Source organism: Mycobacterium sp. ACS1612 (assembly GCF_001667505.1).
Lineage (GTDB): Bacteria > Actinomycetota > Actinomycetes > Mycobacteriales > Mycobacteriaceae > Mycobacterium.
Genome location: NZ_LZHZ01000033.1, coordinates 84,249 through 110,195, shown reverse-complemented (window position 1 = coordinate 110,195; position 25,947 = coordinate 84,249). Strand labels below are relative to the sequence as shown.

32 protein-coding genes and 1 pseudogene are annotated in these 25,947 nt (G+C 66.6%); 16 read left to right on the top strand and 17 right to left on the bottom strand.

Annotated elements, in window-relative coordinates:
* Positions 1-34: 34 nt before the first annotated feature.
* Positions 35-1,462 carry an MFS transporter gene (locus A5724_RS14595; protein ID WP_067802754.1) on the top strand — a complete coding sequence of 476 codons (1,428 nt, stop codon included), beginning with the start codon at positions 35-37 and terminating at the stop codon, positions 1,460-1,462.
* Here A5724_RS14595 and A5724_RS14590 read toward each other — a convergent pair.
* The 3 genes from A5724_RS14590 to A5724_RS14580 are packed head-to-tail and all read right to left on the bottom strand — an operon-like array spanning position 1,387 to position 3,257.
* A complete protein-coding gene (locus A5724_RS14590; protein ID WP_067802751.1) occupies positions 1,387-2,466 on the bottom strand; it encodes a hypothetical protein in 1,080 nt (359 codons plus the stop codon). The two genes, A5724_RS14595 and A5724_RS14590, sit on opposite strands and share 76 nt — an antisense overlap.
* A 46-nt stretch (positions 2,467-2,512) precedes the next feature.
* Positions 2,513-2,902 carry a (deoxy)nucleoside triphosphate pyrophosphohydrolase gene (locus A5724_RS14585; protein WP_067802748.1) on the bottom strand — a complete coding sequence of 130 codons (390 nt, stop codon included), beginning with the start codon at positions 2,900-2,902 and terminating at the stop codon, positions 2,513-2,515.
* A gap of 22 nt (positions 2,903-2,924) precedes the next feature.
* On the bottom strand, positions 2,925-3,257 hold the full coding sequence (locus A5724_RS14580; protein WP_067802745.1) for a hypothetical protein: 333 nt from the start codon (positions 3,255-3,257) through the stop codon (positions 2,925-2,927).
* A 69-nt stretch (positions 3,258-3,326) separates the two neighbouring features.
* Here A5724_RS14580 and A5724_RS33100 point away from each other — a divergent pair, with 69 nt between their 5' ends.
* Positions 3,327-3,614: a 4a-hydroxytetrahydrobiopterin dehydratase gene (locus A5724_RS33100; protein ID WP_082965022.1), complete on the top strand. Its 288-nt coding sequence runs from the start codon at positions 3,327-3,329 to the stop codon at positions 3,612-3,614.
* On the opposite strand, the gene A5724_RS14575 is transcribed toward A5724_RS33100, so the two are convergent.
* A complete protein-coding gene (locus A5724_RS14575) occupies positions 3,556-4,827 on the bottom strand; it encodes a mannosyltransferase (protein WP_082965021.1) in 1,272 nt (423 codons plus the stop codon). The genes A5724_RS33100 and A5724_RS14575 overlap by 59 nt on opposite strands.
* 98 nt (positions 4,828-4,925) lie before the next feature.
* On the opposite strand from A5724_RS14575, the gene A5724_RS14570 reads away from it, so the two are divergent.
* Positions 4,926-5,498 (top strand): hypothetical protein, encoded by a 573-nt coding sequence (locus A5724_RS14570; protein ID WP_067802740.1) that lies wholly within the window; start codon positions 4,926-4,928, stop codon positions 5,496-5,498.
* A gap of 44 nt (positions 5,499-5,542) precedes the next feature.
* On the top strand, positions 5,543-6,496 hold the full coding sequence (locus tag A5724_RS14565; RefSeq protein ID WP_067802737.1) for a hypothetical protein: 954 nt from the start codon (positions 5,543-5,545) through the stop codon (positions 6,494-6,496).
* A 28-nt stretch (positions 6,497-6,524) separates the two neighbouring features.
* Here A5724_RS14565 and A5724_RS14560 read toward each other — a convergent pair whose 3' ends face one another.
* Positions 6,525-6,671, bottom strand: coding sequence for a DUF1059 domain-containing protein (locus A5724_RS14560; protein ID WP_067802734.1), 147 nt, complete (start codon positions 6,669-6,671; stop codon positions 6,525-6,527).
* A 35-nt stretch (positions 6,672-6,706) separates the two neighbouring features.
* Here A5724_RS14560 and A5724_RS14555 point away from each other — a divergent pair, with 35 nt between their 5' ends.
* Together A5724_RS14555 and A5724_RS14550 are read left to right on the top strand one after the other, a co-directional pair.
* Entirely contained in the window at positions 6,707-7,375 is a 669-nt protein-coding gene (locus A5724_RS14555; RefSeq protein ID WP_067802932.1) for a nitroreductase family protein, read from the top strand.
* 75 nt (positions 7,376-7,450) lie between these two features.
* Entirely contained in the window at positions 7,451-7,837 is a 387-nt protein-coding gene (locus A5724_RS14550) for a recombinase family protein (RefSeq protein WP_067802731.1), read from the top strand.
* Here A5724_RS14550 and A5724_RS14545 read toward each other — a convergent pair.
* Entirely contained in the window at positions 7,834-8,412 is a 579-nt protein-coding gene (locus A5724_RS14545) for an HhH-GPD-type base excision DNA repair protein (RefSeq protein ID WP_067802728.1), read from the bottom strand. The genes A5724_RS14550 and A5724_RS14545 overlap by 4 nt on opposite strands.
* A 115-nt stretch (positions 8,413-8,527) precedes the next feature.
* Between A5724_RS14545 and A5724_RS14540 the strand changes: the two genes are divergently transcribed.
* Genes A5724_RS14540 through A5724_RS14530 form a run of 3 tightly spaced genes read left to right on the top strand, consistent with a single transcriptional unit; the run spans position 8,528 to position 11,746 of the window.
* Entirely contained in the window at positions 8,528-8,878 is a 351-nt protein-coding gene (locus A5724_RS14540) for a DUF485 domain-containing protein (RefSeq protein ID WP_067802724.1), read from the top strand.
* Complete coding sequence (locus A5724_RS14535; RefSeq protein WP_067802721.1) at positions 8,875-10,506, top strand: cation acetate symporter; 1,632 nt, start codon at positions 8,875-8,877, stop codon at positions 10,504-10,506. The genes A5724_RS14540 and A5724_RS14535 overlap by 4 nt, the downstream gene beginning before the upstream one ends.
* Positions 10,507-10,549: 43 nt before the next feature.
* The gene (locus A5724_RS14530; RefSeq protein WP_067802719.1) at positions 10,550-11,746 is read left to right on the top strand and encodes an MFS transporter; all 1,197 of its coding nucleotides are present in this window, start codon (positions 10,550-10,552) and stop codon (positions 11,744-11,746) included.
* Here the strand turns inward: A5724_RS14530 and A5724_RS14525 are convergent.
* Positions 11,727-12,890: a sulfotransferase gene (locus A5724_RS14525; RefSeq protein ID WP_082965031.1), complete on the bottom strand. Its 1,164-nt coding sequence runs from the start codon at positions 12,888-12,890 to the stop codon at positions 11,727-11,729. The two genes, A5724_RS14530 and A5724_RS14525, sit on opposite strands and share 20 nt — an antisense overlap.
* Before the next feature lie 112 nt (positions 12,891-13,002).
* On the opposite strand from A5724_RS14525, the gene A5724_RS14520 reads away from it, so the two are divergent.
* The gene (locus tag A5724_RS14520) at positions 13,003-13,578 is read left to right on the top strand and encodes a TetR/AcrR family transcriptional regulator (RefSeq protein ID WP_067802716.1); all 576 of its coding nucleotides are present in this window, start codon (positions 13,003-13,005) and stop codon (positions 13,576-13,578) included.
* Positions 13,575-14,684: a DUF1214 domain-containing protein gene (locus tag A5724_RS14515; RefSeq protein WP_067802713.1), complete on the top strand. Its 1,110-nt coding sequence runs from the start codon at positions 13,575-13,577 to the stop codon at positions 14,682-14,684. Before A5724_RS14520 ends, A5724_RS14515 begins: the two co-directional genes overlap by 4 nt.
* A 109-nt stretch (positions 14,685-14,793) precedes the next feature.
* On the opposite strand, the gene A5724_RS14510 is transcribed toward A5724_RS14515, so the two are convergent.
* From A5724_RS14510 to A5724_RS33095, 4 genes and pseudogenes are all read right to left on the bottom strand, one after another.
* Positions 14,794-15,405 carry a LysE family translocator gene (locus A5724_RS14510; protein ID WP_067802710.1) on the bottom strand — a complete coding sequence of 204 codons (612 nt, stop codon included), beginning with the start codon at positions 15,403-15,405 and terminating at the stop codon, positions 14,794-14,796.
* Between the two features lie 8 nt (positions 15,406-15,413).
* Positions 15,414-15,581 (bottom strand): DUF5302 domain-containing protein, encoded by a 168-nt coding sequence (locus A5724_RS33770; protein ID WP_156752280.1) that lies wholly within the window; start codon positions 15,579-15,581, stop codon positions 15,414-15,416.
* Between the two features lie 41 nt (positions 15,582-15,622).
* The gene (locus tag A5724_RS14505) at positions 15,623-16,066 is read right to left on the bottom strand and encodes a PPOX class F420-dependent oxidoreductase (protein WP_067802708.1); all 444 of its coding nucleotides are present in this window, start codon (positions 16,064-16,066) and stop codon (positions 15,623-15,625) included.
* Between the two features lie 34 nt (positions 16,067-16,100).
* Positions 16,101-16,976: pseudogene (locus A5724_RS33095) on the bottom strand (LLM class flavin-dependent oxidoreductase); the annotation flags it as partial.
* A 94-nt stretch (positions 16,977-17,070) separates the two neighbouring features.
* Between A5724_RS33095 and A5724_RS14495 the strand changes: the two are divergent.
* Both A5724_RS14495 and A5724_RS14490 read left to right on the top strand, forming a co-directional pair.
* Positions 17,071-17,592, top strand: a complete 522-nt coding sequence (locus tag A5724_RS14495) for a DUF1697 domain-containing protein (RefSeq protein WP_067802701.1) — start codon at positions 17,071-17,073, stop codon at positions 17,590-17,592.
* The gene (locus tag A5724_RS14490) at positions 17,589-18,428 is read left to right on the top strand and encodes a class I SAM-dependent methyltransferase (RefSeq protein ID WP_067802698.1); all 840 of its coding nucleotides are present in this window, start codon (positions 17,589-17,591) and stop codon (positions 18,426-18,428) included. The genes A5724_RS14495 and A5724_RS14490 overlap by 4 nt, the downstream gene beginning before the upstream one ends.
* On the opposite strand, the gene A5724_RS14485 is transcribed toward A5724_RS14490, so the two are convergent.
* Complete coding sequence (locus A5724_RS14485; RefSeq protein WP_067802927.1) at positions 18,429-18,794, bottom strand: GntR family transcriptional regulator; 366 nt, start codon at positions 18,792-18,794, stop codon at positions 18,429-18,431.
* A 37-nt stretch (positions 18,795-18,831) separates the two neighbouring features.
* Here A5724_RS14485 and A5724_RS14480 point away from each other — a divergent pair, with 37 nt between their 5' ends.
* Positions 18,832-19,545 carry an NAD-dependent deacylase gene (locus A5724_RS14480; protein WP_067802695.1) on the top strand — a complete coding sequence of 238 codons (714 nt, stop codon included), beginning with the start codon at positions 18,832-18,834 and terminating at the stop codon, positions 19,543-19,545.
* Between the two features lie 56 nt (positions 19,546-19,601).
* Here the strand turns inward: A5724_RS14480 and A5724_RS14475 are convergent, their stop codons facing one another.
* From A5724_RS14475 to A5724_RS14465, 3 genes are read right to left on the bottom strand one after another with little or no spacing between them, the layout of a single operon-like run.
* A complete protein-coding gene (locus A5724_RS14475; protein ID WP_067802692.1) occupies positions 19,602-20,243 on the bottom strand; it encodes a class I SAM-dependent methyltransferase in 642 nt (213 codons plus the stop codon).
* Positions 20,221-20,922 carry a TetR/AcrR family transcriptional regulator gene (locus A5724_RS14470; RefSeq protein ID WP_232004832.1) on the bottom strand — a complete coding sequence of 234 codons (702 nt, stop codon included), beginning with the start codon at positions 20,920-20,922 and terminating at the stop codon, positions 20,221-20,223. The genes A5724_RS14475 and A5724_RS14470 overlap by 23 nt, the downstream gene beginning before the upstream one ends.
* A 1-nt stretch (position 20,923) precedes the next feature.
* Complete coding sequence (locus tag A5724_RS14465) at positions 20,924-23,200, bottom strand: MMPL family transporter (protein WP_067802689.1); 2,277 nt, start codon at positions 23,198-23,200, stop codon at positions 20,924-20,926.
* Between the two features lie 155 nt (positions 23,201-23,355).
* Here A5724_RS14465 and A5724_RS14460 point away from each other — a divergent pair, with 155 nt between their 5' ends.
* Complete coding sequence (locus A5724_RS14460; RefSeq protein ID WP_067802686.1) at positions 23,356-23,895, top strand: DoxX family protein; 540 nt, start codon at positions 23,356-23,358, stop codon at positions 23,893-23,895.
* A gap of 64 nt (positions 23,896-23,959) precedes the next feature.
* Positions 23,960-24,109 (top strand): hypothetical protein, encoded by a 150-nt coding sequence (locus A5724_RS34575; RefSeq protein ID WP_232004843.1) that lies wholly within the window; start codon positions 23,960-23,962, stop codon positions 24,107-24,109.
* Between the two features lie 76 nt (positions 24,110-24,185).
* On the opposite strand, the gene A5724_RS14455 is transcribed toward A5724_RS34575, so the two are convergent.
* Both A5724_RS14455 and A5724_RS14450 read right to left on the bottom strand, forming a co-directional pair.
* Complete coding sequence (locus A5724_RS14455; RefSeq protein WP_067802683.1) at positions 24,186-25,184, bottom strand: nitronate monooxygenase family protein; 999 nt, start codon at positions 25,182-25,184, stop codon at positions 24,186-24,188.
* On the bottom strand, positions 25,181-25,933 hold the full coding sequence (locus A5724_RS14450; protein ID WP_067802679.1) for a 3-hydroxyacyl-CoA dehydrogenase: 753 nt from the start codon (positions 25,931-25,933) through the stop codon (positions 25,181-25,183). Before A5724_RS14450 ends, A5724_RS14455 begins: the two co-directional genes overlap by 4 nt.
* Positions 25,934-25,947 lie beyond the last annotated feature (14 nt).

Here is a 25,947-nt window from a genome sequence, read left to right as displayed (position 1 = left end):
AAGTATCTCGTTCCAAGTGGCAAAGGAGCCAGCTATGACCGCAGGGACCGCGGGCGCGCGCACGCCGTGGCACCGGGAGATCACCCGATACCAATGGTCGGTGCTGTTGGCGACCACGCTGGGCTGGGCGCTCGATGGGTTCGACTACAGCCTGTTCACCCAAGTCGCGGGGCCGGCGACGGCCGATCTGCTCGGGCATCCGTCCACCTTTCACGCCGGGCTCGCCGTCACTGTCTTCCTGACGGGCTGGGCGATCGGCGCGATCATGTTCGGCGTGATCGCGGACTATGTGGGCCGGGTCCGCGTGCTGATCACCGGCGTGCTGCTCTACTCGGTGTTCACCGCACTCGCCGTCGCGGTGGTGAATTACGAGCAGTTCGTCGCGTTCCGGTTCATTGCCGGTATCGGGTCCGGGGTGGAGCTTCCGATCGGCGCGGCGTTGGTGGCCGAGGCATGGTCGAGCAGCAGGCACCGGGCCAAGGCCAGCGGGGTGATGATGTCGGGGCTGGCCCTCGGCGCGCTGTTGTCCGCCGTGGTCTACAACTTCGTCGGCCATCTCGGGTGGCGGTGGACGATGGCCTTCGGCCTGCTTCCGGCGCTCCTGGTCTTCTACATCCGGCGCACCGTGCACGAACCCGAGTCGATGGTCGAGGTGAAAGCCGCACGCCGGCAACGCAAAGCGGAACGCTCCGCGGGAGCCGCCAAGGCCGCCACCGACCGCTTCGTACTGGTCCGGCTGTTCACCAAGCCGCTGCTGTCGACCACTGTCGCCTGCACGCTCATCTGCATCGGCGCGCTGTTCGCGTTCTGGGGCGTCACCACGTGGACACCGGCGAACATCCGGGCCGTCATGGCCGACCAGGGAGTCACCGGCGGCGAGGTGGTCACCGCCGTCGCGTGGGGCACGGCGATGCTGAACATCGGCGGCGCAATCGGTTATGCCAGTTGGGGTTTCATCGCTGACAAGATCGGCAGGAAGAACACTTTCGTGATGAGCGTGCTGATCGGGCTCGGCGCGATCTGCGCCCTCTATCCGTTCGCGCACAGCTATGCGATGTATCTGGCGTTGCTTCCCGTCGTCGGATTCGGCGTGTTCGGAACCATCGGTGGGTCGGCGGTGTACTTCCCGGAACTGTTCGGACCTTCGGTGCGGGCGTCGGCGATGGCGGTGACCAACAGCATCGGTCGCTTCTTCACCGCCGCCGGACCGCTCTTTGCGGGCGTCATCGCGACCAGTTGGTTCGGCGGCAGTATCGCGATGGCGACGACTGTGGTGTCCGCGCTGATCGTCATCGTGTTCATCGGCTTGTTCCGCCTACCGGAAACCCACGGCCGGTTCGTCCACGGCGAAGAGCTCGCGGCCGTTGAGAATACAGCCGACCGGGCCTACGGATATGACATGAGCACCATCACCCGGCCGTCGGATGACGGGTCGGGGAAGTCGCTCTCGTCGAAGCCGTAATACTGCAGTTGGGTGTCGGTGATGGCGTCGATCACCTTGCCCTGTGTCTTGATCTCGCCGTCCGCCACGTCCTTCATGGCGCCGACGAAGTCGGGCACCGACAACGATTCGGCCAGCAGCAGCGCTTCACCACCCGACGCAAGTTGCACCAGCACACCGGCGCCCGCATAGTTGTTGCCACCGCGGCCCGTGCCACGCGGCGCCCAGTACACCGCTTCAGAGGCCAACGAGCCCTCGACCCTGCGGTATTGGTCGACGGCGTCGACGCTGTCGGCGACCGTGACGACCGGCAGCTTGGCGATGGTGCGCAGTTCCTGAATCCACATCCAGCTCAACGGGATACCGACGATCGCATAGATCATCACCATCAGCATCAGCATCGGTTTCCAGGCGATCTCCCACCCCAGCTTCCGTTGCGAGGTCCCCGCGTCGGCGGTCTGGGCGTCGAGTTGCTTGCGGCCGAACCCGAAGACGTACCAGGCCAATACGCGCGCCAGGGCCATCAACGCCAGGATGATCAGCCCGATGGTGCCCGCCACTCGCCAGTAGAAGGTGCTGTCACCCTGATTGGCCGTCATCGCCACCATCACCGCGGGGATGGGCGCGGTGAGAAGCAGCAGCAGCGCATACGACGGGTGGCTGGTGAGGTACTGGTAATGCGCCGTCCACTGCGGATTGCCCGCGGCCACCACGTAATCCCCGACGTCGGCCTTGATCATCGGCGTCCAGCTGCCGTCCACCACCCGTGGCCGGATCAAGTTCTTGACGAAGAAGAATCCGCACACCAGCGACACGACCAGCGCGCCCCAGAAGACGCCGGGCAGCGAGCCACGGGTGCCTGGCACACCGAATGCGCCGCGAATGTCGATGAGCTTGGCGATGAAGAACATCAACGGCACGGCGAAGAACAGCTCGAGCAGCCAAATCTGGATCAGTTGCGGAATTCGCGATCCGATCCGGTCGAAGGCGAGCACACCCCGCCAGATGAACCGCAGCACGCGCATGGGTGGGAAGAATAATGTGTGCCGCGTCCGAAGGCGCAAACATGAATCACGCAGTGAGCGCCTTCTTGAGGTGACCGACCCACGCGCGGTCCGCGGGCACCCACGGCAGGTCGCCTAGTTCCTCGGCGCCCACCCACCGCAGCGCGCGGTGATCGTTGGGATGTAAGACGCCACCGGTTTGCGTGACGCGGTAGGCGCGCAGCGTCATCGTCGGGCTCAACGACACGTCGGCGCCGATGCGCGAACCCACGATGACGTCGACGCCCAGCTCCTCGCGCAACTCGCGCACCAGGGCCGCGGCGTCGGTTTCGCCCGCTGCCACTTTCCCGCCTGGCAGTTCCCACAGCCCGGCCAACTCCGGCGGTCGTGCCCGCTGGGCGACCAGCAGCAGGGGACCCGAGATCAGTGCACCGGCAACGACGATCTGGTTCGACACTGCCGCGACGGTATACGGCGCATCAGCCGCTCGGGAACAGATGCGGAAACAGCTGGTGCAACAGCGAGCGCCCCGGATCGGGTGGCGGAGGCTTCATCGTCTCCGCCGTCAGCTGCGCCGCATGTGACACGTCGAACGGGACCGGCTCGTGGGTGACGGTGGGCGACGGCATCGGGGCGACGGCGCGCGTCGCGCTGGGCGTGGGCAACGCCGTCGTCGTCGGCGGGAACGAAACCGGTTGCCTTGGTTGGTGTTCGGCGCTGTCGGACACCCAGAAGACCGACACGACCAACCCGACCAACAGGACGACCAACAGCCCGCCCGCGGCGACAACAGAAACAGAACGCCGATGCACACCTCAATCCTGCGAAATGTGTCTGTCAGGGACCTGTCAGGCGAACCACGGTCGCGCTACGTTGACTAGATGGCTGTGTTGACGGACGACCAAGTAGATGCCGCACTGCCCGACCTACCCGGCTGGGAACGCGCTGATGGCGCACTGCGCCGCTCGGTCAAGTTTCCCGCGTTTCTCGACGGCATCGACGCCGTGCGACGTGTCGGCGAGAAGGCGGAGCAGAAAGACCATCATCCCGACATCGACATCCGCTGGCGGACGGTGACTTTCGCGTTGGTGACGCATTCGGAGGGCGGTATCACCGAGAAGGATCTGGCGATGGCGCGGGAGATAAATCAGATCGTCGGGAACCCGTAGCGGCGATCCACCCGAGCGTCGCCAGCGTGGCGACGATGTAGATCAGGCCTGCCCAGGCCAGATACCACGGCCGGGAGATCACCCAGATCGTCGGCTGGGCGAAGCTCAACAGCCACGGCACGCCGATCAGCGTGAGGACGAGCCAGCCCCATCCCAGCACCCGTGCGCCGAGCAGGTGCCGCAGCGGACCGTGCAGCAGCCAGATCATCAGCGGGATCAGCCACACCCAGTGATGAGTCCACGAGATGGGCGACAGCAGCAGCCCGAACAGTTGCACGATGACGATGGCGCCGAGCCGGTCGGCGGCGCCGCCGATAGCGCGCCACGCGAGCACCGCGAGCACCGCGGTGACCACGATGCCTGCGATCACGATCGGCCCGTAGCCGGCGTCGTGTCCGAGGATCCGCGAAATCCCGCCACGCCATGACTGGTTGAACGACGTCCCGATCGGGCCCACCCGGTCCGCGTCGCCGAGCAATTCCGTGAAGTAGTAACGGGTTTGGTCGCCGACGACGAGCGCAGAGACGGCGATGGTCGCGAAGAACACCACCGCGGAGAACACCACCGCGCCCCATCGCCGGGCGCCGACGAAGTACAAACCGGACACCGCAGGCGTGAGTTTCACACCTGCCGCGAGCCCGACGAGCAGCCCGGACAGCCACCAGCGCGTGCTGTAGACGGCGTATAACACGGCCAGCGTGAGAAGCACGTTGATCTGGCCGTAGTCGAAGGTGCTGCGCAGCGGTTCGATCCAGATGCCGACCGCGGTCCACACCATCGCGATGCGTCGATCGCTTTGCGGGCCGGTCACCAGTCGCTGGCTGATCCGCGCCACACCGTAGAGCGCGGCGATGATGCCGAGTTGCCACGCGAACGCGAGGATTCCGAACGGAATCAGATGCAGTGGATAGAACACGACGGCCGCGAACGGCGGATAGGTGAAGGGCAGCGGGAAGTCGGGCGTCTGGTCGGCGTAGACGTAGTCGTACAGCGTGCCGTGGTGGTCGAGTGCCGCCGCGCCGCCGACGTACACCCGAAGGTCGACGAAATTGGCGCCGTTGGGCACCAGGTATGTCCACGCGAAGCGCGCGGCGATGCTGAGCGCCAAAAGCACGGGCGCCGCGGCGGCCAAGCGGGCGGCCATGCGCGGTGCGGCGTCAGTCGAGGTGTCTATCCGCCCGACTCTAGCGACGGTCACCGATTCCCTTCGCATCCGTAACGGTTGAATAACCGCCACACGTGTCACTTGAGTAACACCAGTAACTGGACGACTGTCGGGCGCAGGCGTCCACCAACGAATTTGGGAGAACCATGAAATTGACCAGAAAAATGCTTGTCACCAGCCTGATCGCCGCGGCGAGTGCGGTACCGGTCGCATTGGGACTCAGCGCCACCGCGGCAGCTGAGCCGGCGGCGGCGCCGGCGCCCACCCCGGGCGTGCCGGGCCTGCCGTTCCTGCAGCAGTTGGCGACCAACCCAGCCGCCGCGACCACCCTGATGCAGGGCCTGACGTCAGTGCTCAGCGGTACGCAGGCCGCGGCTCCGGCGGCGGCGCCGGCGGCCACCCCTGCACCGACCGCGACGGCGTCTCTGACGCTTCCGCAGGCTCCGGCGGCTCCGGCGGCCCCCGCGGCCGCACCGGCTGCCGCCACCGCTCCGGCTGCTGCCGCCGCCCCGGCACAGAACCTGCTGTCCGGATTGCCCACCGGCCTCGCCTCGCTGCTGCCGCAGGGCATGCCGTTGGCAGGCCTGTTGCCCGCGGCGACTCCGGCGGCTGCACCCGCGGCGCCGGCAGCGGCCGCTCCGGCTGCCGCTCCTGCTGCTGCTCCTGCACCGGCCGCGGGCGTCGCGCCGCTGTTGATGCCGTTGTCCGCCTTGCCGTGACGGCGCCCGCGCAGCGATAGCCACTACCAGGAATCGGGGACATCATGGGATCGATCAGCACGAAGTTCGGCGGCGCCGCGGCCGTCGTCGGGTCGTCGGTAGCGCTGCTGTTGGGTGGAATGGTGCCTGCGGCCAATGCCGACCCGGCGCCCGCGCCGCTGCCGATCGATGCAATGCAGGCGCCGGGCTTGTCGGCGGTGCAGGGCATCGGCCCGGTGATACAACAGGCAGCGGCGGATCCGACCAACGCCGCGTCGACGTTGATGGCGGCCGCGGCCGCCTTCGCGGGAAACTCGGCGCTGCCGTCGGATTCGCGAAACGTGGCGACGGCGGTGAACCAGTTCGTCGCACACGTTCCCGCGCCAGGCGCAATTCCTGGCACGGAGGCGCATCTGCCGTTGGGGGTGGACCCGGCGCACGCCGTCGGTCCGGTGCCCGATGCGGCACCGGTGCTCCCGCCCGCTCCGGCGGCGGCACCCGCGGCAGCTCCCGCGGCGGCGCCGGTTGCGGTACCCGCAGCGGCAGCAGCACCCGCGCCCCCACCCGACCCCGCGGCGGCCCCGGCCGCGGCGCCGGGCTTCGGTCCTGACTCACCGACGACCCAGGACTTCCTGTACCCGTCGATCAGCAACGGCTGCCTGGCCGACGGCGGCAATGTGTTGGCGACCGCGATCTCGGTGGCGGGCCCGGCGAAGATCCCGTCACCCGGCCCGACCGCGGGCCAGACGGCCTATGTGTTCACCGCGATTGGCACCCCCGCGCCTGCCGCCGAACAGAAGCTGCCGTTGAACGTCACGTGGGTGAATCTGACGACGGGCAAGTCGGGCAGCGCGACGCTCAAGCCGCGGCCTGACATCAACCCGAACGGGCCGACGACACTGTCGGCCATCGTCGAAACCGGCTCGGGCAGCATCATCTCGACGATCTTCGGACAGGTGACCACGCTCGACAAGCAGTGCCAGTTCATGCCGACGATCGGGTCGACGGTCGTTCCGTGAATTCGGCGTCTGCCCAAAGCTGGGTTGATCAGTAGGCCATGAAGAGGATCATGTCCCGGTCGTACTCGCGGCCGGGATGTGCCTCGGCCAGATGAGCCTGGGCCTTCTCGACGAGGTCGTCCTCGTCCTTGCCGGTGATCGCCTCACCACAGGGGCAATTCAAGTGAGTCTTCATATGTTCACAATCGCATATCCGCCAAGATGGCGGTCATGGACTTGTACGACGTGATGCGCACCGCCGGTGCGGCCCGCCGATTCACCGACGACGCGCTGCCCGACGAAGTCATCGAGCGCATCCTCGACAACGCCCGCTTCGCACCCAGCGGTGGCAACCGCCAGGGCGCACGGGTGATCGTCGTACGGGACCGGGCCACCCGTGAAGCGATCGTCGAACTGAGTGTCACCGGCGCGCAGCGCTACATCGCGCAGTCCAGGAACGGCGAGGGCCCGTGGAACCCGGTGCAGCCCATGCGGGTTTCGCCCGAACAGGTCGCCGCCACCGAGGTGCCGCCCCAGCTCGGCGCCCCTGTGCTCAGCGCCGCCGCCGTCCTCGTCGTCACGGTTGACCTCAACATCTGTGCGGCAATGGACCAGGACCTCGACCGCATTGGCGTCGTCTCCGGCGCGTCTGTGTATCCGTTCGTCTGGAACATCCTGCTTGCCGCCCGCAACGAGGGCTACGGCGGCGTGCTGACCACCATGGCGGTGCCCGAGGAGCCGCGGGTCAAGGAATTGCTCGGCATCCCCGACGATTACGCGATCGCCGCCATCCTTCCGATCGGCAAGCCCGTCAAACAGTTCACCAAGCTCACCCGCAAGCCGGTCAGCGAACTCGCGACCCGCGAACGCTTCGACGGTAAGCCGTTTGTCGTCGGGTAACGGTTCGGCAGTTAGCTGAAATCGATGAGGTGTCATCGCTTCCCTTCGCGACGGCAGCCGTGAGACCTTGGATCCGTGACCTGCACGCTGGGCTACGCCACAGCCAGCGCCGCCGAGCAGAACCTGGAGGGACAGCTCGCGGAACTCAATGCTGCAGGCGTCGACCCGCGACGGGTGTTCACCGACAAGTTGTCCGATACCGCTGAGCGGGCCCGTGCCGGCCTGCACGCGATGCTGAGCTACGCGCGTTCGGGCGACACCGTCATCGTCGTCGCGGTCGACCGCCTTGGCCGCTCGGCCGCCGAGGTGACGCGCACGATCGCCGACCTCACCGACCGCGGAATCAGGCTGCGCACCCTGAAAGAGGGGCTCGACACCGGGACGTCGACGGGCCGCGTCGTCGCCCACATCCTGACGTCACTGGCCCAACTCGACCTGCAGCACGACCACCACGCGAGCTAACCCTTCGCCGCCTTGGCTGCCGCTTTCGCCTGCTTCTTGTACGACCGCACCTTCTCCAGCGATCCCGCGTCTGTCACGTCGGCCACCGACATGTACGACCCCGCCTTGCCGTAGTCCCCCGCTGCCTGCCGCCACCCCTTAGGCGTCACTCCGTACTGCTTGCCCAGCAGCGCGAGAAAGATCTTCGCCTTCTGCTCGCCGAACCCAGGCAGCGCCTTGATTCGACGCAGCACCTCTGGGCCGTCCGGGCTGCCCGCCGTCCACAGCGCCGACGCGTCACCGTCGTACTGGTCGACGATGATCTGCGCCAGATCCTGGATCCGCTTCGCCATGGATCCCGGAAAGCGGTGTATTGCAGGGGTTTTCGAGCACAGCGCCGCGAATTTGTCGGGGTCGTAATCGGCGATCTCGCGGGCGTCCACCCCGCCGATCCGGTCGGCGATCTTCTTGGGCCCCGCGAACGCCGCCTCCATCGGGTACTGCTGGTCGAGAAGCATGCCCACCAGCAGCGCGAACGGATTGGACTCCAGCAGCGCATCGGCCGCCGGGTCTTGAACTAGCTGCAGTTTCGCCACTTCGTCAGTCTAGATCCCGCGTTTGAGCTTGGAGTTGCCTGGGAACTAGCTTATTGTGACGCAGGTCTCACCGCGAGGCTGCGCGCACAACTACACATCGAGGTCAGGAGTCATCGTGCCCGGGACCCAACATCCACCGCAGGAAACCATTGTCAGCGGCGAAGAGTATCTGGCCGTGCAGTCCAGTCCGGAGTTTCAGGAGTTGCGAAACAGACTGCGCCGCTTCGTCTTTCCTATGAGCGCCCTGTTCCTGGTCTGGTACTTCGCCTACGTGCTGCTCGGCGCGTTCGCACACGACTTCATGGCCATCAAGGTGTGGGGCAACATCAACGTCGGATTGCTCATCGGCCTCGGTCAATTCGTGTCGACATTCGTCATCACAGGTATCTACGTCCGGTTCGCCAACCGTGAACTCGACCCACGCGCTGCAGCCATTCGCGCCGAGCTAGAGGGCGGTGCGGCATGACCGTCGACATCGTTGCCGCCGAGGCCGTCGGCAACCCCGTCGCCAACATCGGGATCTTCGCGCTGTTCGTCGCGATCACCCTGTTCATCGTGATCCGGGCCAGCAAGAAGAACACCACCGCCGCCGAATTCTTCACCGCGGGACGCGCCTTCACGGGCCCGCAGAACGGCATCGCGATATCGGGCGACTATCTGTCTGCGGCCAGCTTCCTCGGCATCGCCGGCGCCATCGCGGTTTACGGCTACGACGGCTTCCTGTACTCCATCGGCTTCCTGGTCGCCTGGCTGGTCGCCTTGCTGCTGGTGGCCGAATTGCTCAGGAACTCAGGCAAATTCACCATGGCCGATGTGCTCAGCTTCCGGCTCAGGCAGCGTCCGGTACGCATCGCCGCGGCCACCACCACCCTGGCCGTGTGCCTGTTCTACCTGCTCGCCCAGATGGCCGGCGCGGGCGGCCTGGTCGCGCTGCTGCTCAACGTCACCGGCGATCTGGGCCAGGCGCTGGTGATCGCCGTCGTCGGCTTGCTGATGATCCTCTATGTGTTGATCGGCGGGATGAAGGGCACCACCTGGGTGCAGATCATCAAGGCCGTGCTGCTGATCGGCGGCGCCGCGCTGATGACCGCCATCGTGCTCGGCAAGTTCGGGCTGAACTTCTCCGAGATCCTCGGCGCCGCACAGACCGCCGTCTCCGACTCGGCCAACGCGGCCGTCGCCAAGCGCGACGTGCTGGCGCCCGGCGCCCAGTACGGCACGTCCCTGACATCGCAGATCAACTTCATCTCGCTGGCGCTGGCCCTGGTGCTCGGCACCGCGGGCCTGCCGCACGTGCTGATGCGTTTCTACACGGTGCCGACGGCCAAGGAGGCCCGCCGCTCGGTGGTCTGGGCGATCGTGTTGATCGGCGCGTTTTACCTGTTCACGCTGGCACTGGGTTACGGCGCCGCGGCGCTGGTCGGCCCGGACGAGATCCTGGCGGCGCCAGGCGCGCAGAACTCCGCCGCGCCGTTGCTCGCCTTCGAACTCGGCGGCGTGATCCTGCTCGGTGTGATCTCCGCGGTCGCGTTCGCCACCATCCTCGCGGTGGTGGCCGGCCTGACCATCACTGCCGCAACGTCATTCGCGCACGACATCTACGCCAGCGTGATGAAGAGCCATCAGGTGACCGAGGACGAACAGGTGCGGGTCTCCCGCATCACGGTCGTCGTGCTCGGCATTCTCGCGATCGGCCTCGGCGTCCTGGCCGCCGAACAGAACATTGCCTTCCTGGTCGCACTGGCGTTCGCGGTCGCGGCGGCAGCCAACCTGCCGACGATCCTGTACTCGCTGTACTGGCCGCGGTTCAACACCCGCGGCGCGCTGTGGAGCATGTACGGCGGGCTGATCTCCACGATCGTGCTGATCGTCTTCTCCCCCGCGGTCTCGGGCGCCAAGACCGCGATGCTGCCGAGCGTCGACTTCGCGTGGTTCCCGCTGGCCAATCCCGGCATCGTGTCGATACCGCTGGCATTCTTGCTCGGCATCGTCGGCACGCTGACCTCACCCGACCGCGGCGACCCGATGGTCAACGCCGAATTCGAGGTGCGCTCGCTGACCGGCATCGGCGCGGAGAAGGCCGTTAGCCACTAGCACCACGGGATTACCGAGGCGTCCAGGTGGGTTATCTTCACCCGTGACCGCTCGACGCTTCGCCTTCGGCCTGTTGGCCTATGCGTTTGCGGCCATCATGGTCGGCACCACTTTGCCGACGCCGATGTACGCGCTGTACGGCGAGCATATGCACTTTGCGGTGTTGACCACCACGGTGATCTACGCGAGCTACGCGGGCGGCGTGCTGTTCGCCCTGCTGGTGTTCGGACGCTGGTCCGACGCGATCGGCAGACGGCCCGTGCTGCTGGCGGGTGTGGTGGCCGCGCTGGCGAGCGCCGCAGTCTTCCTCGCCGCCGACTCGGTGTCGCTGTTGCTCGTCGGGCGCGTCTTGTCCGGCCTGTCGGCGGGCATCTTCACCGGCACCGCCACCGCGGCCGTCATCGAAGCCGCACCGGAGTCGTGGCGCACCAGGGCCGCGGCGGTGGCGACGGTCGCCAACATGGGCGGCCTCGGCGTCGGGCCGTTGTTGGCCGGGCTGCTCGTGGAGTACGCGCCTGCGCCGTTGAAGCTCAGCTTCGTCGTGCACATCGTGCTGGCGGTGTTGGCGGGCGTAGCGGTGTTCGTCGTGCCGGAAACCTCTGCGCGCACGGGCAGCATCGGTGTGCAGCGGTTGTCGGTGCCTCCCGAGGTGCGCGCCGTGTTCGTCGTCGCCTCGCTTGCCGCATTCGCCGGCTTCGCGGTGACGGGATTGTTCGCCGCGGTGGCCCCGTCGTTCCTCTCCGGGGTCGTCGGCATCGACAACCACGCGGTGGCCGGGCTCATCGCCAGCACGATCTTCTTCGCGTCGGCGATGGCCCAGCTGGCCGCGCGCAACCTCGACCCGAACCGTGCGGTCGCGATCGGCTGCGCGATCCTGGTGGCAGGCATGGTGGTTCTCGCTGTGGCGCTGGAGGTGTCGTCGCTGACCGGGCTGATCGCGGCCGCGGTGGTGGCGGGTATCGGGCAGGGCATCAGCTTCAGCCGGGGCCTGGCGGCGGTCGCCGAACGCACACCCGCCGACCGTCGGGCCGAGGTCAGTTCGACGTACTTCGTCGTCGCGTACATCGCGATCTCACTGCCGGTGGTCGGCGAAGGCGTCGCGGCAAGGCACTGGGGATTGCAGACGGCCGGTGTGACTTTCGCGATCGCCGTGGCGATCCTGTCGGCGATCTGCCTGGTCGGCATCCTGATACTCGAGGCGCGGCAGTCGCGTGAGGTCGTCAGTTCAGGAATCTGCTGACGTAGGGCGCGAAACGCTCACGCATCTGGTTTTCATCCAGCCCGAACATCTCACACGACGTGGCGACCGTGCCGAGCCTGCCGCGCTGGTGGCCCCCCAGGTAATCCGTGATCGCCGCGCGAGTTTCGCCGCTCATCAGTTCCCCGACGAGCCCGAAAACACGTTCGGCGACACCGAGTTCGTCTGCCATGAAATCGTCGAAGGTCACGTCGATCGAGCGTTCCGGGACGATGACGTCGCGATCGCGGACGAGCGCGTCGAGCATCAGCCCAAGCCGGTCGATCCAAGCCGTGGCGATCTGCTCGACGGGGACCGGTGACCGGTGCATCCGCGCGGAGTAGACGAGCATCGCGACCATCGAGATCGCCACCGGGATCGGGTCACGGTGCGTGCACACCACCGCGACACCCGGAAACACCGTGTTCAACACCGGAAGCTGCTCGAGATGCTGCGGCGACTTGAGCAGCCAGCGCCTGCCCCCGCGCAGGAACTGCAGCGCCCGAAGTTGGGTGGCCAGGTACTCGTACGTCGACGTCTGGTCATGGCTGAGGTAATAGGACTCCCACCGCGGGACGTACGCGAGGGTCTCCATGAACATCGTGGAGAAGTCGTTGGCCAGCAACTGGATCTCCTCGTGCACGTGTTCGGTGGTCATCTCGTGCATGAGCGCGAAATGCGGCATGAGCGTGTTCATCACGCTGACCGCCATGTCCATCCGCGCGACCCGGGGATCCGGTTCGACGCCGGCCTCGGCGGGCAGCGGGAACGGTTCGAAACTCTCCCAGTAGGGCAAGGTCCGAAATGTGGACGCCGTTGCGAGCAGGTTGTGCAGATGCGTGGTGCCGGTGCGCGGCAGGCCCGCGATGACCACCGGCGGCAGCAGGTCGATGTCGTGAATCTCGGGATGCCGCTTCAACAGATCGGTCAGCAGTAGCCGGTTCTTCAGCCATTGCGACAGTTGGCCGAAGAAGTTGACGATGCCCGGCGCGTGCATGTCGTCGATGTCGTGGAGCGCCGCCAGGTAGACGTCGAGGCGTTCGCGGTAGTCGTCCGGTCCGAAGTCGTCGAGACCCGTGTCGGCGATCGCCCTGGCATGCAACGCGCCCGCCTCGAGCGGACAGTCGGCCGCCAGCGTGGCCATCATCTCGCGGATCTGTTGGGCCTCAACGCTGAACTGCGGGTCGGCGAGGTCGTCGAGTTGCACCAATCCCGGTGTGGCGTGCGTCACGCCGACTTATGTTACTCTGAGTTTCGTAATGACGGTAGAGATCGGCAGGCCCCGGGACCGGCGCATCGACAGTGCGGTGCTGCGCGCGACGGTCGACCTCCTCGGCGAGACCGGGTACGCCGCGCTCTCCGTCGACGCGATCGCGCGCCGGGCGCACACCAGCAAGCCTGCGATCTATCGCCGCTGGCCGAGCAAGGCGCACCTGGTGCACGAGGCGGTCTTTCCGATCGACAGCGGAACCGACCTGCCCGACACCGGTTCGCTGGACGGCGACGTTCGTGAAATGGTGCGCCGCACGGCAGCGGTGCTGACCACTCCGGCGGCACGGGCGGCCCTGCCGGGCCTCGTCGGCGAGATGGCCGCCGACCTGACCCTGCACGCGGCCCTGCTGACGCGGTTCAGCGGGATCCTGTCGCAGGGTCTGACCGAACGCCTGGAGAAGGCGCTGGCGCGCAACGAGATTCGGCCCGATGTCACGGCGGCGGATCTGACCGAGGCGCTCGCGGGTATTACGCTCCTGGCGCTGCTCACTCGCGGCGCAGCACTCGACGACGCCTGGGTCGAGCGCACCGCCACCCTGATATTGAGAGGAATCAGTGCATGACCCACGAATCGACCGTTGCGTGGCATGAGCTGCTGGAAACGCTTGGCAGCCTTGACCGTTCCTTCCTCGAAGGCGACCGCGCGGTCAGCGACGACCGGCACATCGCCGACGGCTATCGAATGCTCGCCACCACGCTGGGCGTGGCGTTCGACACCTACCTGTTCGCAGAGCCAAGCCGGCCGATGTTCGTCGAACTCAATACGCCGTTCCGGCGCGACCGCCGGTGGGGCGGGGACAACACGGACGCCTACTACTACATGTGCCCGGTCGACCCGAAGCGCCGCTACCGGATCAGCGGTAACCGAGGCGACAGCGTCTACTTCTCGGTGACGGCGTACAACGAGCCTGCCCCCGGCACCTGGTCCGACCGGATCGTGGCGCTCGTGCGCGACGACGACCTCGACTTCGACGACGACGGCAACTTCTCGTTCGAGTTGGGGCCGACGCCCGACGCCGCGGTGCTGATCACCCGCGACTACCAAGCCGATCCGATGACCGGGCGGCCAGTCCGTTGGCGCATCGAGACGCTCGACGAGCCGGAACCGATTCGGCACGGGGACGCCGAGACAGCCGCCGCGCTGCGGGCCAGCGCCGCGTGGCTGCGCACGATGTTCGCGATCGTGCCGCTCGCGGTCGGGGTCCGCGTCGACGACTCGCACACGCTCGGGCACGAGATATCGCAAGTGGCAAACCAATTCGCGGATCCCTACCAGGTGCCCGACGCCAACTTCGGCTGGTCCGCGCGCGACGCGTGCTACGCGTACGGCAGCTTTGTGCTCGAAGACGACGAAGCACTCGTCATCACCCATCGGCCACCGCAGTGCCGGTTCTGGAATCTGGTGGTGTGGAACCAGTTCATGGCCACCCACAACGTCAACGATGCGCGCAGCTCGGTCAATGGCCACGGCGCCATGCCGAATTCGGACGGTTCGGTGACGATCGTGGTTTCGCGCGGCTTGACGGCGCACCCGAATTCACTGACCACGCTGGACTATCCGCGTGGCAACCTGGCGTTCCGCTGGTTTTTGGCCGACGAGGTGCCCGCCAGGCCCGAAGTGCAGTTGGTCAAGGCTTCCGAAGCGCCGACGAGCGTGAGCCAATCCTGACCACGTCCCGCCGAGTGTGGGGTTGATGTACGGATTTCTGCCGACAAGTGTGCGGGTAACCCACGTTCGGCGGAGCCACTTTGAGGCGGCCGGCGCTGGCAGGTGAAGATCAGCGGGTCGACGCCGCGAGCCTGCCCGCGAGGATGACGTAGGTGGCCGCGAAGCTGCGCCGCATCCACGCAACCACCCGCGGCCGCGAGATCACCTCGCGGCGGACGGCCGCGGCGAACACGCCGTAGACGCTGAACACCACCAGCGTCACCACCATGAAGATCGCGCTGAGGTACACCATCAGGCCCACCGCGCCTGGCCGGTCCGGCGCGACGAACTGCGGCAGGAACGCGAAGAAGAAGATGGTCAACTTCGGGTTGAGCGTATTGACCAGAACGCCGGACACGATCACCCGCCACGGTGACACCGTCGCCGGACCGTCCTGCACCTGGAACACCGACTTATCGCGAAATGTCTTCCACGCCAAATAAAGAAGGTAGGCGACGCCCAGCAACTTGATGATCGAGAACGCCATCGCGCTGGCGTGCATGATGGCCGCCAACCCCGTCACCGCGGCGATCATGTGCGGCACGATGCCCAGCGTGCAGGCGAACGCCGCCACCAGACTGGCCCGCCAGCCACGGGACAGCCCGGCCGCGACGGTGTACAGCACACCTGCCCCCGGCGTGGCAACCACGATCAGCGTGGTCAGCAGGAACTCCGGCGTCATCCCGGCCCCTAACCGCTCTTGCGGCGGAACTCCCGACGGCTCTCCAACGGTCCGTGCGCCCGAGGCTGCTTCGCGCCGCCGTCCTTGTGGTCGGCACCGCCCGCTGCCTTGGCCTTCTTCCGCTCCAGCGCTTCCCGGAACTTGCGCTTGGTGTCGTCTTCCGGTTGATCAGCCATGACGGAAGCCTATCCCCCTGCGGCCGTCGCCGTCGTGTGCTTTATCGCCTGCCCGGCGGCATCCCGTAGACGTGGGCGATCGGCAGCGTCAACACCACCCGGCGTTCGTCGACCATGGCGCGCCGGTAGTCGTCCCAGTCGGGATGCTCGCCTGCGATATTGCGATACAACGCAATCAGCGCCTCGACGGTGTCGTCGTCCCGCGCCGCGGCGGGCGGGGTCAACAACGCCTCACCCTCGGCGACCGCGTACGCCCAACCGTCGTCGGAACTGACGTGGATCGACGCCCGCGGGTCGCGGCGCAGGTTGCGGGTCTTGGCCCGGTTCTCGGTGATCGACGCCTGCATGGTCAGATTGGGCTTGTCGAACCAGTACGACACGTTCGACAACTGCGGCCTGCCATCGCGTTTGATGGTGGCCAGCACGCCCAGCGAGTTCCCGCACAGCACGGCCAACAACTTGTCGTCGAACACCTGGCGCCCCATGGTTCGAGCCTACGTCCGGATCGGCCTGCGACGGCTACAACTTTCTCAGCCCGCGCATGATCTTCGAGAACGGCAACACCGAAGCCATCCCCTTGCGCAGGCTGCGCTGTGAACCGCTGGCGTTGGTCACCACGACATAGCGTGACCTGGTCGATCACCTGATCGGCCGTTCCCGTCAGATACATCTCCTCGAGCAGCGAGAGCGGCACCTTCGCCGTGTGCGCCAGGGCGGTCTGCTCGTCGAGCAGTTGCGGTTGAATGTCTTGTGCGCCAGTGAAATCGGTGCCCATCGGATGCTCGACGCCATGGCGCGGCCACACCTCAACCGACGCGGTCAGCCCGTATGCCTTGGCGGTTTCGCAGTCCAGCGCCTCCTCGACGTCGTCCTCGCAACGGCCGGTGATGACGGCCAGCATCGCCGCGGGCGTCACCGCCGACGGGTCGCGGCCCGCATCGGAGGCCGCCGACCGCACGACGTCCAGGGACCGGGCGTAGTCCTTCGGCCGGAAGATGAAGGCGGGAAACCATGCATCCGCGTGGCGCCCGGTGATGCCGAGCATGCGCGGGCCGTGCGCGGCCACCCAGATCTCGGGCCACAGCCCCCGATACGGCGGCAAGTCAAACACCGCGGTGCGCAGCGGAAACCATTCCGAGTCCCGGTTGACGAATTCACCGTTGGACTGCCACAGCGCGCGGATCGTCGCGAGGGCTTCCTCGAAGCGACCCACCGGCTTGGACCAATCCACTCCGTAGGGTTCTTGCCCTCACGTTCGCCGGTGCCGATGCCGAGTATCGCTCGGCCGCGGGTCAGCAGATGCAGCGTCGCGGCGGCCTGCGCCGTCACCGCGGGGTTGCGGCGGGCGGTGTCCGTGACGCACGCCCCGAGCCGCAGGCCCATGACGCCACCTCCCCCGCGACGAATTGTTTCACCGGCGTCGCGGCACCACCCCCTGGTTCCGCGCAGCGGTTCGGTGGCTCATGACTAGGCAACTAAGATTGCGGTCATGGCCCGGTACGCTGCTTTCCTGCGTGGCGTAAACGTCGGCGGCGTCAATCTCAAGATGCCCGACGTGGCCAAGGCATTCGAAGATGCTGGATTGACAAGCGTCCGAACGATCTTGGCGAGCGGGAACGTGGTGTTTGAGAGCCGCGCCGGGGTGGACGTGGTGCGGAAGAAGGCCGAGAAGGCGCTGCGCGACGCGTTCGGTTACGACGCCTGGGTACTCGCATACGACATGGACACCGTCGCCAAGATCTCCGAGAACTATCCGTTCGACCGCGAAGTCGAAGGCCACCACTCCTACGTCACCTTCGTCACCGACGAGCAGGTGCTCGACGAGCTCGCTGCGCTCGCCAAAGACGCGGGGCCCGACGAAAAGATCACCCGCGGCGACGGCGTCATCTATTGGCAGGTGCCAAAGACGGGCACGCTGGACACCACGATCGGGAAGACCATGGGCAAGAAGCGGTACAAATCGTCGACCACCACCCGCAATCTGCGCACCGTCGAGAAAGTGCTGCGGTGACGGCGGCCCCGACGGCGAAGGCGGACGGCACGGTGTTGACGGGCGTCTCCGAGTCCGCCCTGCTGACGCTGAGGGTGCGGGCCAACGAGGCACGCAGGCCGGATTCGATCATCGACGACCCGATGGCGATCGAGTTGGCCGACGCCATCGACTACGACTATGCGAAGTTCGGCTTCAGCAGGCGCCAAGACATGGCGCTGCGGGCGCTGGCCTACGACAGGGCCACCCGCCGCTACCTCGGCGACCACCCGAAGGCGACGGTCATCGCGCTCGCCGAGGGCTTGCAGACCAGCTTCTACCGTCTCGACGCGGCCGGAGTCGGTGACGAATTTCATTGGCTCACCGTGGATCTCCCACCGATGATCGCATTGCGCCGCAAGCTGCTGCCCACCTCGGACCGGATCAGGATGCTGGCCCAGTCGGCACTCGACTTCAGCTGGATGGACCAGGTCGACACCGAGCACGGCGTGTTCGTCACCGCCGAGGGGCTGCTGATGTATTTGCCACCCGACGAGGCGATGGGGTTGATAACCGAATGCGCCAAGCGCTTCCCCGGCGGCCAGATGATGTTCGACCTGCCGCCGAGCGGTTTGAAGGCGTTGCAGCGTCGCGGCGTGCGGGCGTCGCTGCGCTACCGGGTGCCGCCCATGCCGTTCTCGTTGTCGGTGTCGGAGATCGCAAACCTGGTGAACACGGTGCCAGGCATCAGGGCCGTGCACGATGTGCCGTTTCCCGCTGCTCGCGGCAAGGTGATGAACACGCTGCTGTGGACCGCGCAGCGCATTCCGCTCCTCGATTCGATCAGACCGGTGTTCACCCTGCTCGAATTCGGCTAGTCAGCCGAACGCGGCCTCGACGTAGCGCAACGCGTCGTCCTTCTCGATCCCCAGCGCACGCGCCGCGGTGACGAACGTGTGCGCGGCGGTCGCCATCGCGATGTCCGCCGGATCGACCCGCGCGACGAAAGTGCCGAAACGCCCCCGGGTTTCGAGAATCCCCGCCGTTTCCAGTTCCCGATATGCGCGTGCCACTGTGTTGACCGCCAGCCCCATTTGCCCCGCTAGTTCGCGGACCGTCGGCAGCCGGGTCCCCGGCGGCAGCTTGCCGTCTCTGACCCCGTCGATGATCTGCGTCCTGAGCTGGTCGAAAAGCGGCTTGGCGGCGTTCTGGTCAATGCGTACCCAATCCCCCAACTCGGCCACGTGCATCAGTATTCCGCAAACCGGCTACTTTGGTGATGTGCAACTGACGGTGCTCAGCGGAGCAGGCATTTCCGCCGAGAGCGGAGTGCCGACCTTCCGCGACGCCGAGACGGGGCTGTGGGCGAAGGTTGACCCCTACGAGATCTCGAGCACCGAGGGCTGGCGGGAGCACCCGGACAAGGTGTGGGCCTGGTACCTGTGGCGGCATCACATGATGGGGTCGGTGCAACCCAACACCGGCCACCTGGCCGTCGCGGCCTGGCAGGACCACGCCGACGTGCACGTCGTCACCCAGAACGTCGACAATCTGCACGAGCGCGCCGGCAGCCAGCAGGTTTACCACCTGCACGGCAGCCTGTTCGAATTCCGTTGCGACCATTGCCAGGGCGAGTATCGCGAGGCGATTCCCGATATGCCCGAACCGGTGGCATCTGTCGATCCGCCGCAATGCCCGTGCGGCGGGCTGATCCGTCCGAACGTGGTGTGGTTCGGCGAAGCGCTGCCCGAGGACGCGTGGCAGCGGTCGGTCGACGCGGTGACCAACGCCGATCTGGTGGTCGTCGTGGGCACTTCCTCGATCGTCTATCCGGCGGCCGGACTGCCCGAGTTCGCGGTGGCCAAGGGCACCCCGGTCATCGAGGTCAACCCTGAGCCGACACCGCTGTCCGACTCGGCGACGGCGGTGGTGCGCGAATCGGCCGCGACCGCGCTGCCGGGCCTGCTGCAGCGGATACCGACCCTGCTCTCTTAGCGATTTCGGTGTGATCGGTCGCGCTCGCCGCGACTATCCACACCCAAATCGCGGAATCACGCCGCCGGAGGCTTGACGGCACGGCCGAGCGCGACCTCCGACGTCGGCACCGGCAGCCACCGCGGAACCACCCACTCGCGGCGCGCACGGGTCACCGTGAAGCCCGCGTCGGCGATGGTCTGCTCGGTGTGCCGATGCGTATGACAGTTGCCTGCCAACCGCGGCCACAGCGTGGCGTCGGCGATGCGCTGCAACCTGGCTCGCGCGCCGGTGCTGGCGATGTGCTCGAAGTAGCGCAACTCGCCGCCCGGCTTCAGCACCGAAAACAGTTGCCGCACAACGCTGGACGGGTCGTCGACGGAGCACAGCACCAACGAGCACACGGCCGCGTCGAACGGCTCGCTGTCCGAGAACTGCTCCACCGTCTGGCTGCTGACGGTGACCGGCACCGGCGCCGCGGCCGCCGCCTGCTGCGCCTGCACTGCCAGCCTGCGCTCGGGCTCGACCGCGACCACCTCGGTCACGGTGTCCGGATACAGCGCGAAGTTCGTCCCGGTGCCCGCGCCGACCTCGAGCACACGGCCCGAAAGGCCCGCGAGGTTCTCCCGCCGCAGCCGCTTGAGCGGTTCGGGCTCGTGGCTCGCCATCCAGGTCCACACCCTGGCGAACAATGGATTATCGACGGTCGTGCTGCTCATCGAGCATCCCCTTCAGCATTCCGATGGTCTGTGTGGGCGACAGGTCGAGGTCGAGCGGTCCGGTCACAATCTGACCGACGCACATCGCCCTCAACACCCGGTCGACGAACGCCTCGGTGTCCCCCCATGGAAGATACGGCCGCGAGATCAACAGCGCCGCCAACCCGTGGGCCACCGTCCACAGTTCCAACGCGAAAGTGGTCGCGTCGCCCGCCGGGTACGTGCCGTCGCCGATCAACGCCTCCACGGCGTTGCGCATGTGCACGAACGCCGACGTGTTCAGCGCCATGTCGACATCGCTGCCCGGCGTGCTCTCACTCATCATCGCGATGCGGTACAGCTCGGGTGTTTTCACCGCGAACCTGACATAGGCCAGCCCCTGGGCGCGCAGCACGTCGATGTTCGACGGCTGATCCGCCGCGACGCGCTGCATCTCCTCGTCGAGTTTCTCGAAGTACCTCGCGCACACGGCGTCCAGCAACGCGTCCTTGTCGGCGAAGTGCAGATAGATCGACGGCGGCGTCACCCCGACCCGCTGCGCCACCGACCGGATGGACACCGCCTTCGCGTGTCCGGTCTCGAGCAGCAGTTCAGTCGCCGCGTCCAGAATGTCCTCGCGTAACTGGTCACCGGAACCGCGCGGCGCCCGCCGTCGACGACGCAACCGTTCAACCGTCACGCTAACCAGTGTCCGCCACGGCCGCGGCGACGCGCTGTCGATCATCGACCCGTGGCTCGTCGTCGGCCGTTTCACTGATTCCGATGCGCTCGTGCAACTTGGCCAACGGTTTGGGCGCCCACCAGTTCCACCGGCCGAGCACATGCATGAAGGCAGGCACCAACAGCATGCGGACCAGGGTCGCGTCGGCGAGCACCGCGAGCGTCAGGCCGATCCCGAACATCCGCATGAACGCCACCTGAGCCGCGATCAGCGCGGCGAAGGAAATCGCCATCAACAAGGCGGCGGCGGTCACGACGCGACCGGTGCGGGCCAGGCCGAGCGCGACACTCTCGTCGTTATCTGCACGCGTCTTGCCGGACTTTAGCCAGTACTCCCGGATCCGCGACACCAGGAACACCTCGTAGTCCATCGACAGCCCGAACGCGATGCAGAACAACAACACCGGCAGATTGGCGACGATCGTGCCCGTCGGCGTGGTGCCGAGCGCACCGAGATGACCCTCCTGGAAGATCCACACCAGCGCACCGAACGCGGCGGTCAGCGACAAAACGTTGAGCACCAACGCCTTCAGTGGCAACACCACGCTGCCGGTCAGCAGGAACAGCAGCACGAACGTGATCGCGGCGATGACGCCCAGGACCATCGGCAACCGTGAGGTGATCGCAGCGGAGCTGTCGCGATTGATCTGTGCGACACCGGTCAACTGCACGTGCTCACCCGCGGGCGCAGGCACCGCGCGCAGTCTCTCGAGTTGGGCCTCCGACGCATCGCTGAACAGCGGTGCAGTGCTGCCGACAGTCAAAAACGCGCTGCCGTCCTTGAATCCCGTTGCGGCAGAGGGTGGCCCGGCCTTCCTGCCGTCGACGTACGTGCCGCCGGGCGCCGACACCGACGACACGTCGGGCACCTGCGACAGCGCCGACGCGTACCGGTCGAGATCGGGCGGTGTCACGCCGGTGGTCTCCGGCATGACGACGGTGACGTTGCGTGCGGAGTCGACGGCGAAGTTGTCACGCATGTCGTCGCCCACTTGTCGCGCGGACAGCGACTGCGGCAGGACACGATCGTCGGGGAAGCCCCATCTGATGCCGAGGAACGGCGCGCCCAACACCAGCAGCAGGGTGACGATCGCCAATCCGATCGGAATTGCGCGCCGCATAACGCCTTTGGTGGTGCGATACCAGAAGGTCTGCTCGATCGATTTGCGCACCGGGTCGGGCCGGCGAAACGCCCAACGGGCCAGTCGTCGCACGTCGAGGGAATCCAACCGGTCGCCGAGCAGAGCGATAGCCGCGGGTGCCACCACGATCGCGGCCACCGCCGCGAACGCGACCACCGCGATGCCCGCATAGGCGAACGACTTCAGGAAGTACATCGGGAAGAGCACCATCGCGACCATCGACAGCGCGACCGTCATCGCCGAGAACAACACGGTGCGGCCCGCGGTGGTCATGGTGCGCACCAACGCGCGGTCACGGTCGGCGCCGTCTGCGAGTTCGTCGCGATACCTGCTGATGATCAGCAACGTGTAGTCGATGGCCAGCGCCAACCCCATCGCGACCGTCAGGTTCATCGCGAAGATCGACACGTCGGTGATCAACGTGACGGCCCGCAGTACCGCCATTGAACCCAGGATCGCGAATCCGCCGACGGCCAACGGCAGCGCGGCGGAGATCACACCGCCGAACACCCAGACCAGCACGAGGAAGCTCAACGGAATCGCGATGGATTCCATTGTCAGCAGGTCCTTTTCGCTCTGGCCGTTGATCTGCACGTAGATCATCGCCTCACCGCCAGCGCGCACGGTGATGCCGTCGCGGTCGTGCACCAGCTTTTCGGTCAGCTCCTTGGCGTGCTGCTGGGCACCGCTCTCGCCGCCGGTGATACCTGCGACGATCAGCCCCGTCTTACCGTCCTTGCTGACCAGCGCGGGAGCGGCGGACGCCGGCGCGGTCCACGCGGAGGTCACCTCCCCCACATACGGCGATGCCTTCAATTGGTCGGTGATCTCGGTGCCGACGGCGCGCGCGGCCGGCGCCTGGGCGCCGCGGTCGGACGTGACGCTGATCAACAGCTCCATGTCGCCCTGACCGAACTTGTCGACGAGCAGCGTGGTCGCCTGCGCCGACTCCGACGTCGGATCCTGGAATCCGCCCGCCGACAGGTGCTTGGCCACCGGGATGCCGAAAATTCCGCAGGCCACCATCACCAGAAGGGCTACCGCGAGGATCCGCAGGGGTGCGGCAATGGCGAGCAGTGCGATGCGTTGCAGCACGGAGCCTCCTTCACAGTGCGCTATCGGCGATAACTTATCAACGATAACTTAGGGCGGTCAATCAACCCGCTCATCGGTTAGTACGAGACGTCACCACCGGATCGTTCACCAAGGAACCATTCACAGCGTTCTCACAGCGGAATAGGCTGCGGCTCATGGCGACCACACAAGTGAGTACCCGCAGCGAGGCGTCCATAGCGGACGTCGGCCTGCTCATCTTGCGGATCGGCGTCGGCGCAGCGATGGTTCAGGCCGGGCTGCTCAAAGCGTTCGACTTCCGCACCACGGTCGACTTCATGGAAGCCGGCGGTTGGCGTCTGCCCGGATTCGCCGCGTTCATGGTCACCGCCGCCGAAACCGCAGGTGGCGTCGGTCTGCTGCTCGGAGCGTTGACGCCGTTGGCGGCCTGCGCCGTGATCGCCGCGATGCTCGACGCCTGGGCGGTCAACGTCTCGGCCGCCGCGTTCTGGTCGGAACCGTTCAATGTCCCGTTCCTGCTCGCGATCGGCGCCGCGACGGTGCTGTTCACCGGCGCAGGCTGCTATTCAGTGGACGCCAAGGTCTTCGGCCGCACCCGGTTCGGCGTCCGCGTCGCGGTGAGTTTGCTGGTGGTGGCCGTCGCCGCGGCGCTGCTCACCTGGACCTTGCTGAACGGCACGAACCCGATCCACTTCACGGCGCCCCCGCCAGCCTGAACCTACCCGGCGGTAAGAATTGCCACCATTTTCCGAATCGAGACTCAAAGATTCCTTAATGGTGATGGTTACTGTTCAGTACATGTGGATCGACGACACCAGTGCGGATGTCATCAAGGTTGACTTCGAGGCGCTCTACCACGGCGATGTCCTGGTCGAGGGTGATACCTCGGAGCAGCTCGACGACGAGCACACCCTTCCCACCGCAGTCTGAGTAGGCGCGCGCCGCGAGGCGCGCGTTCACCCATGACAGTTTGCCCACGACGGGCAGTGCGTCGATCGTCCCTTTTCTAGGCCACGTTCTCTTCAGCGTCTAGCTCGACCATGTCGGCCAGCCTGCCGGTGATCAGCTCCTCGGCTTCCGCGACGATCCGCGACACCAGCTCGCCACAGGTCGGGATGTCGTTGATCAGGCCCATCGCGGTGCCGACCGACCAGATGCCTGCATCCAAGTCGCCGACCTCGTAGACCTTGACGCCCCGCTTGCCTGCGACCAGGTCCTTGACGTCCTCGAACTGTCCGCCACGGTTGAGGATCTCGACCACCTCCCGCGACACCGCATTGCTGGCCACCCGCGCGGTGTTGCGCAGCGGACGGAAGATCAGTTCGGTGTCGAGCTCGCTGCCCGCGACGATCGCTTCCTTGACGTTCTGGTGGATCGCCGACTCGACGGTGCACATGAACCGCGAGCCCATGTTGATGCCGTCGGCACCGAGCGCCAGCGCCGCGACCAGGCCGCGCGCGTCGGCGAAACCGCCGGACGCGATCATCGGAATGTCGATCTTGGCGGCGGCAGCCGGGATCAGCACCAGGCCCGGGATGTCGTCCTCGCCGGGATGCCCGGCGCATTCGAACCCGTCGATGCTGATGCCGTCGACGCCCAGGCTCTGTGCCTTGACCGCATGCCGCACCGAGGTGCACTTGTGCAGCACCTTGATCCCGTTGTCGTGGAACATCGGCAGGTGTGGCGCCGGGTTCGACCCGGCGGTCTCGACGATCTTGATGCCGGAGTCGACGATCACCTGGCGGTACTCATCGTAGGGCGGCGGGTTGATCGTCGGCAGGATGGTCAGGTTGACCCCGAACGGCCTGTCCGTCAGGTCGCGGCACTTGGCGATCTCGCTGGCCAGATCCTTCGGCGTGGGCTGGGTCAGCGCGGTGATGAAACCGAGCGCACCCGAGTTCGCCACGGCGGCAACGAGTTCCGCGCGGCCGACCCATTGCATACCACCCTGCACGATCGGGTGCTCGATCCCGAACGTCTCGGTGAACTTCGTGTTGATCGTCACCGCGGCGCCATCCTGATGGCCCCGTCCAAGCGGATAACCTCGCCGTTGAGCATCGGGTTCTCGACGATGTGTACCGCCAGCGCGCCGTACTCGTCGGGATCACCGAGACGCGCCGGGTGCGGCACCTGCTTGCCCAGCGAGGCCTGCGCCTCCTCCGGCAGCGAGCCGAGCAGCGGAGTCTTGAACAGACCGGGGGCGATCGTCACGACGCGGATCAACTCGCGGGACAGGTCACGCGCGATCGGCAGGGTCATGCCGACGACGCCGCCCTTGGATGCCGAGTACGCGGCCTGACCGATCTGGCCTTCGAACGCGGCGACGGACGCGGTGTTGATGATGACGCCGCGCTCACCGTCGACGGGTTCGGTCTTGGCGATCCGCTCGGCGGCCAGCCGCAGCACGTTGAACGTGCCGATCAGGTTGACCTCGATGACCTTCTTGAACCCGTCGAGCGGGAACGGGCCGTCCTTGCTCAGCGTCTTGATCGCGTTGCCGATGCCCGCGCAGTTGACGTTGATGCGCAGCGGGCCCATCTTCTCGGCCGCATCCAGCGCAGCGCTCACCGCGTCGGGGTCGGTCACGTTGGTCTCGACGAACTGGGCGCGATCGCCGAGTTCTTTGACCGCGTCCTCACCCTTGAGGTCGATGACGACCACGGACGCGCCCCGGTCGAGCAGGCGCTTCGTCGTCGCCAACCCCAAGCCCGATGCCCCACCCGTGACAACGGCTACAGCGTCTTTGATCTCCACTGATTGTGTTCCTT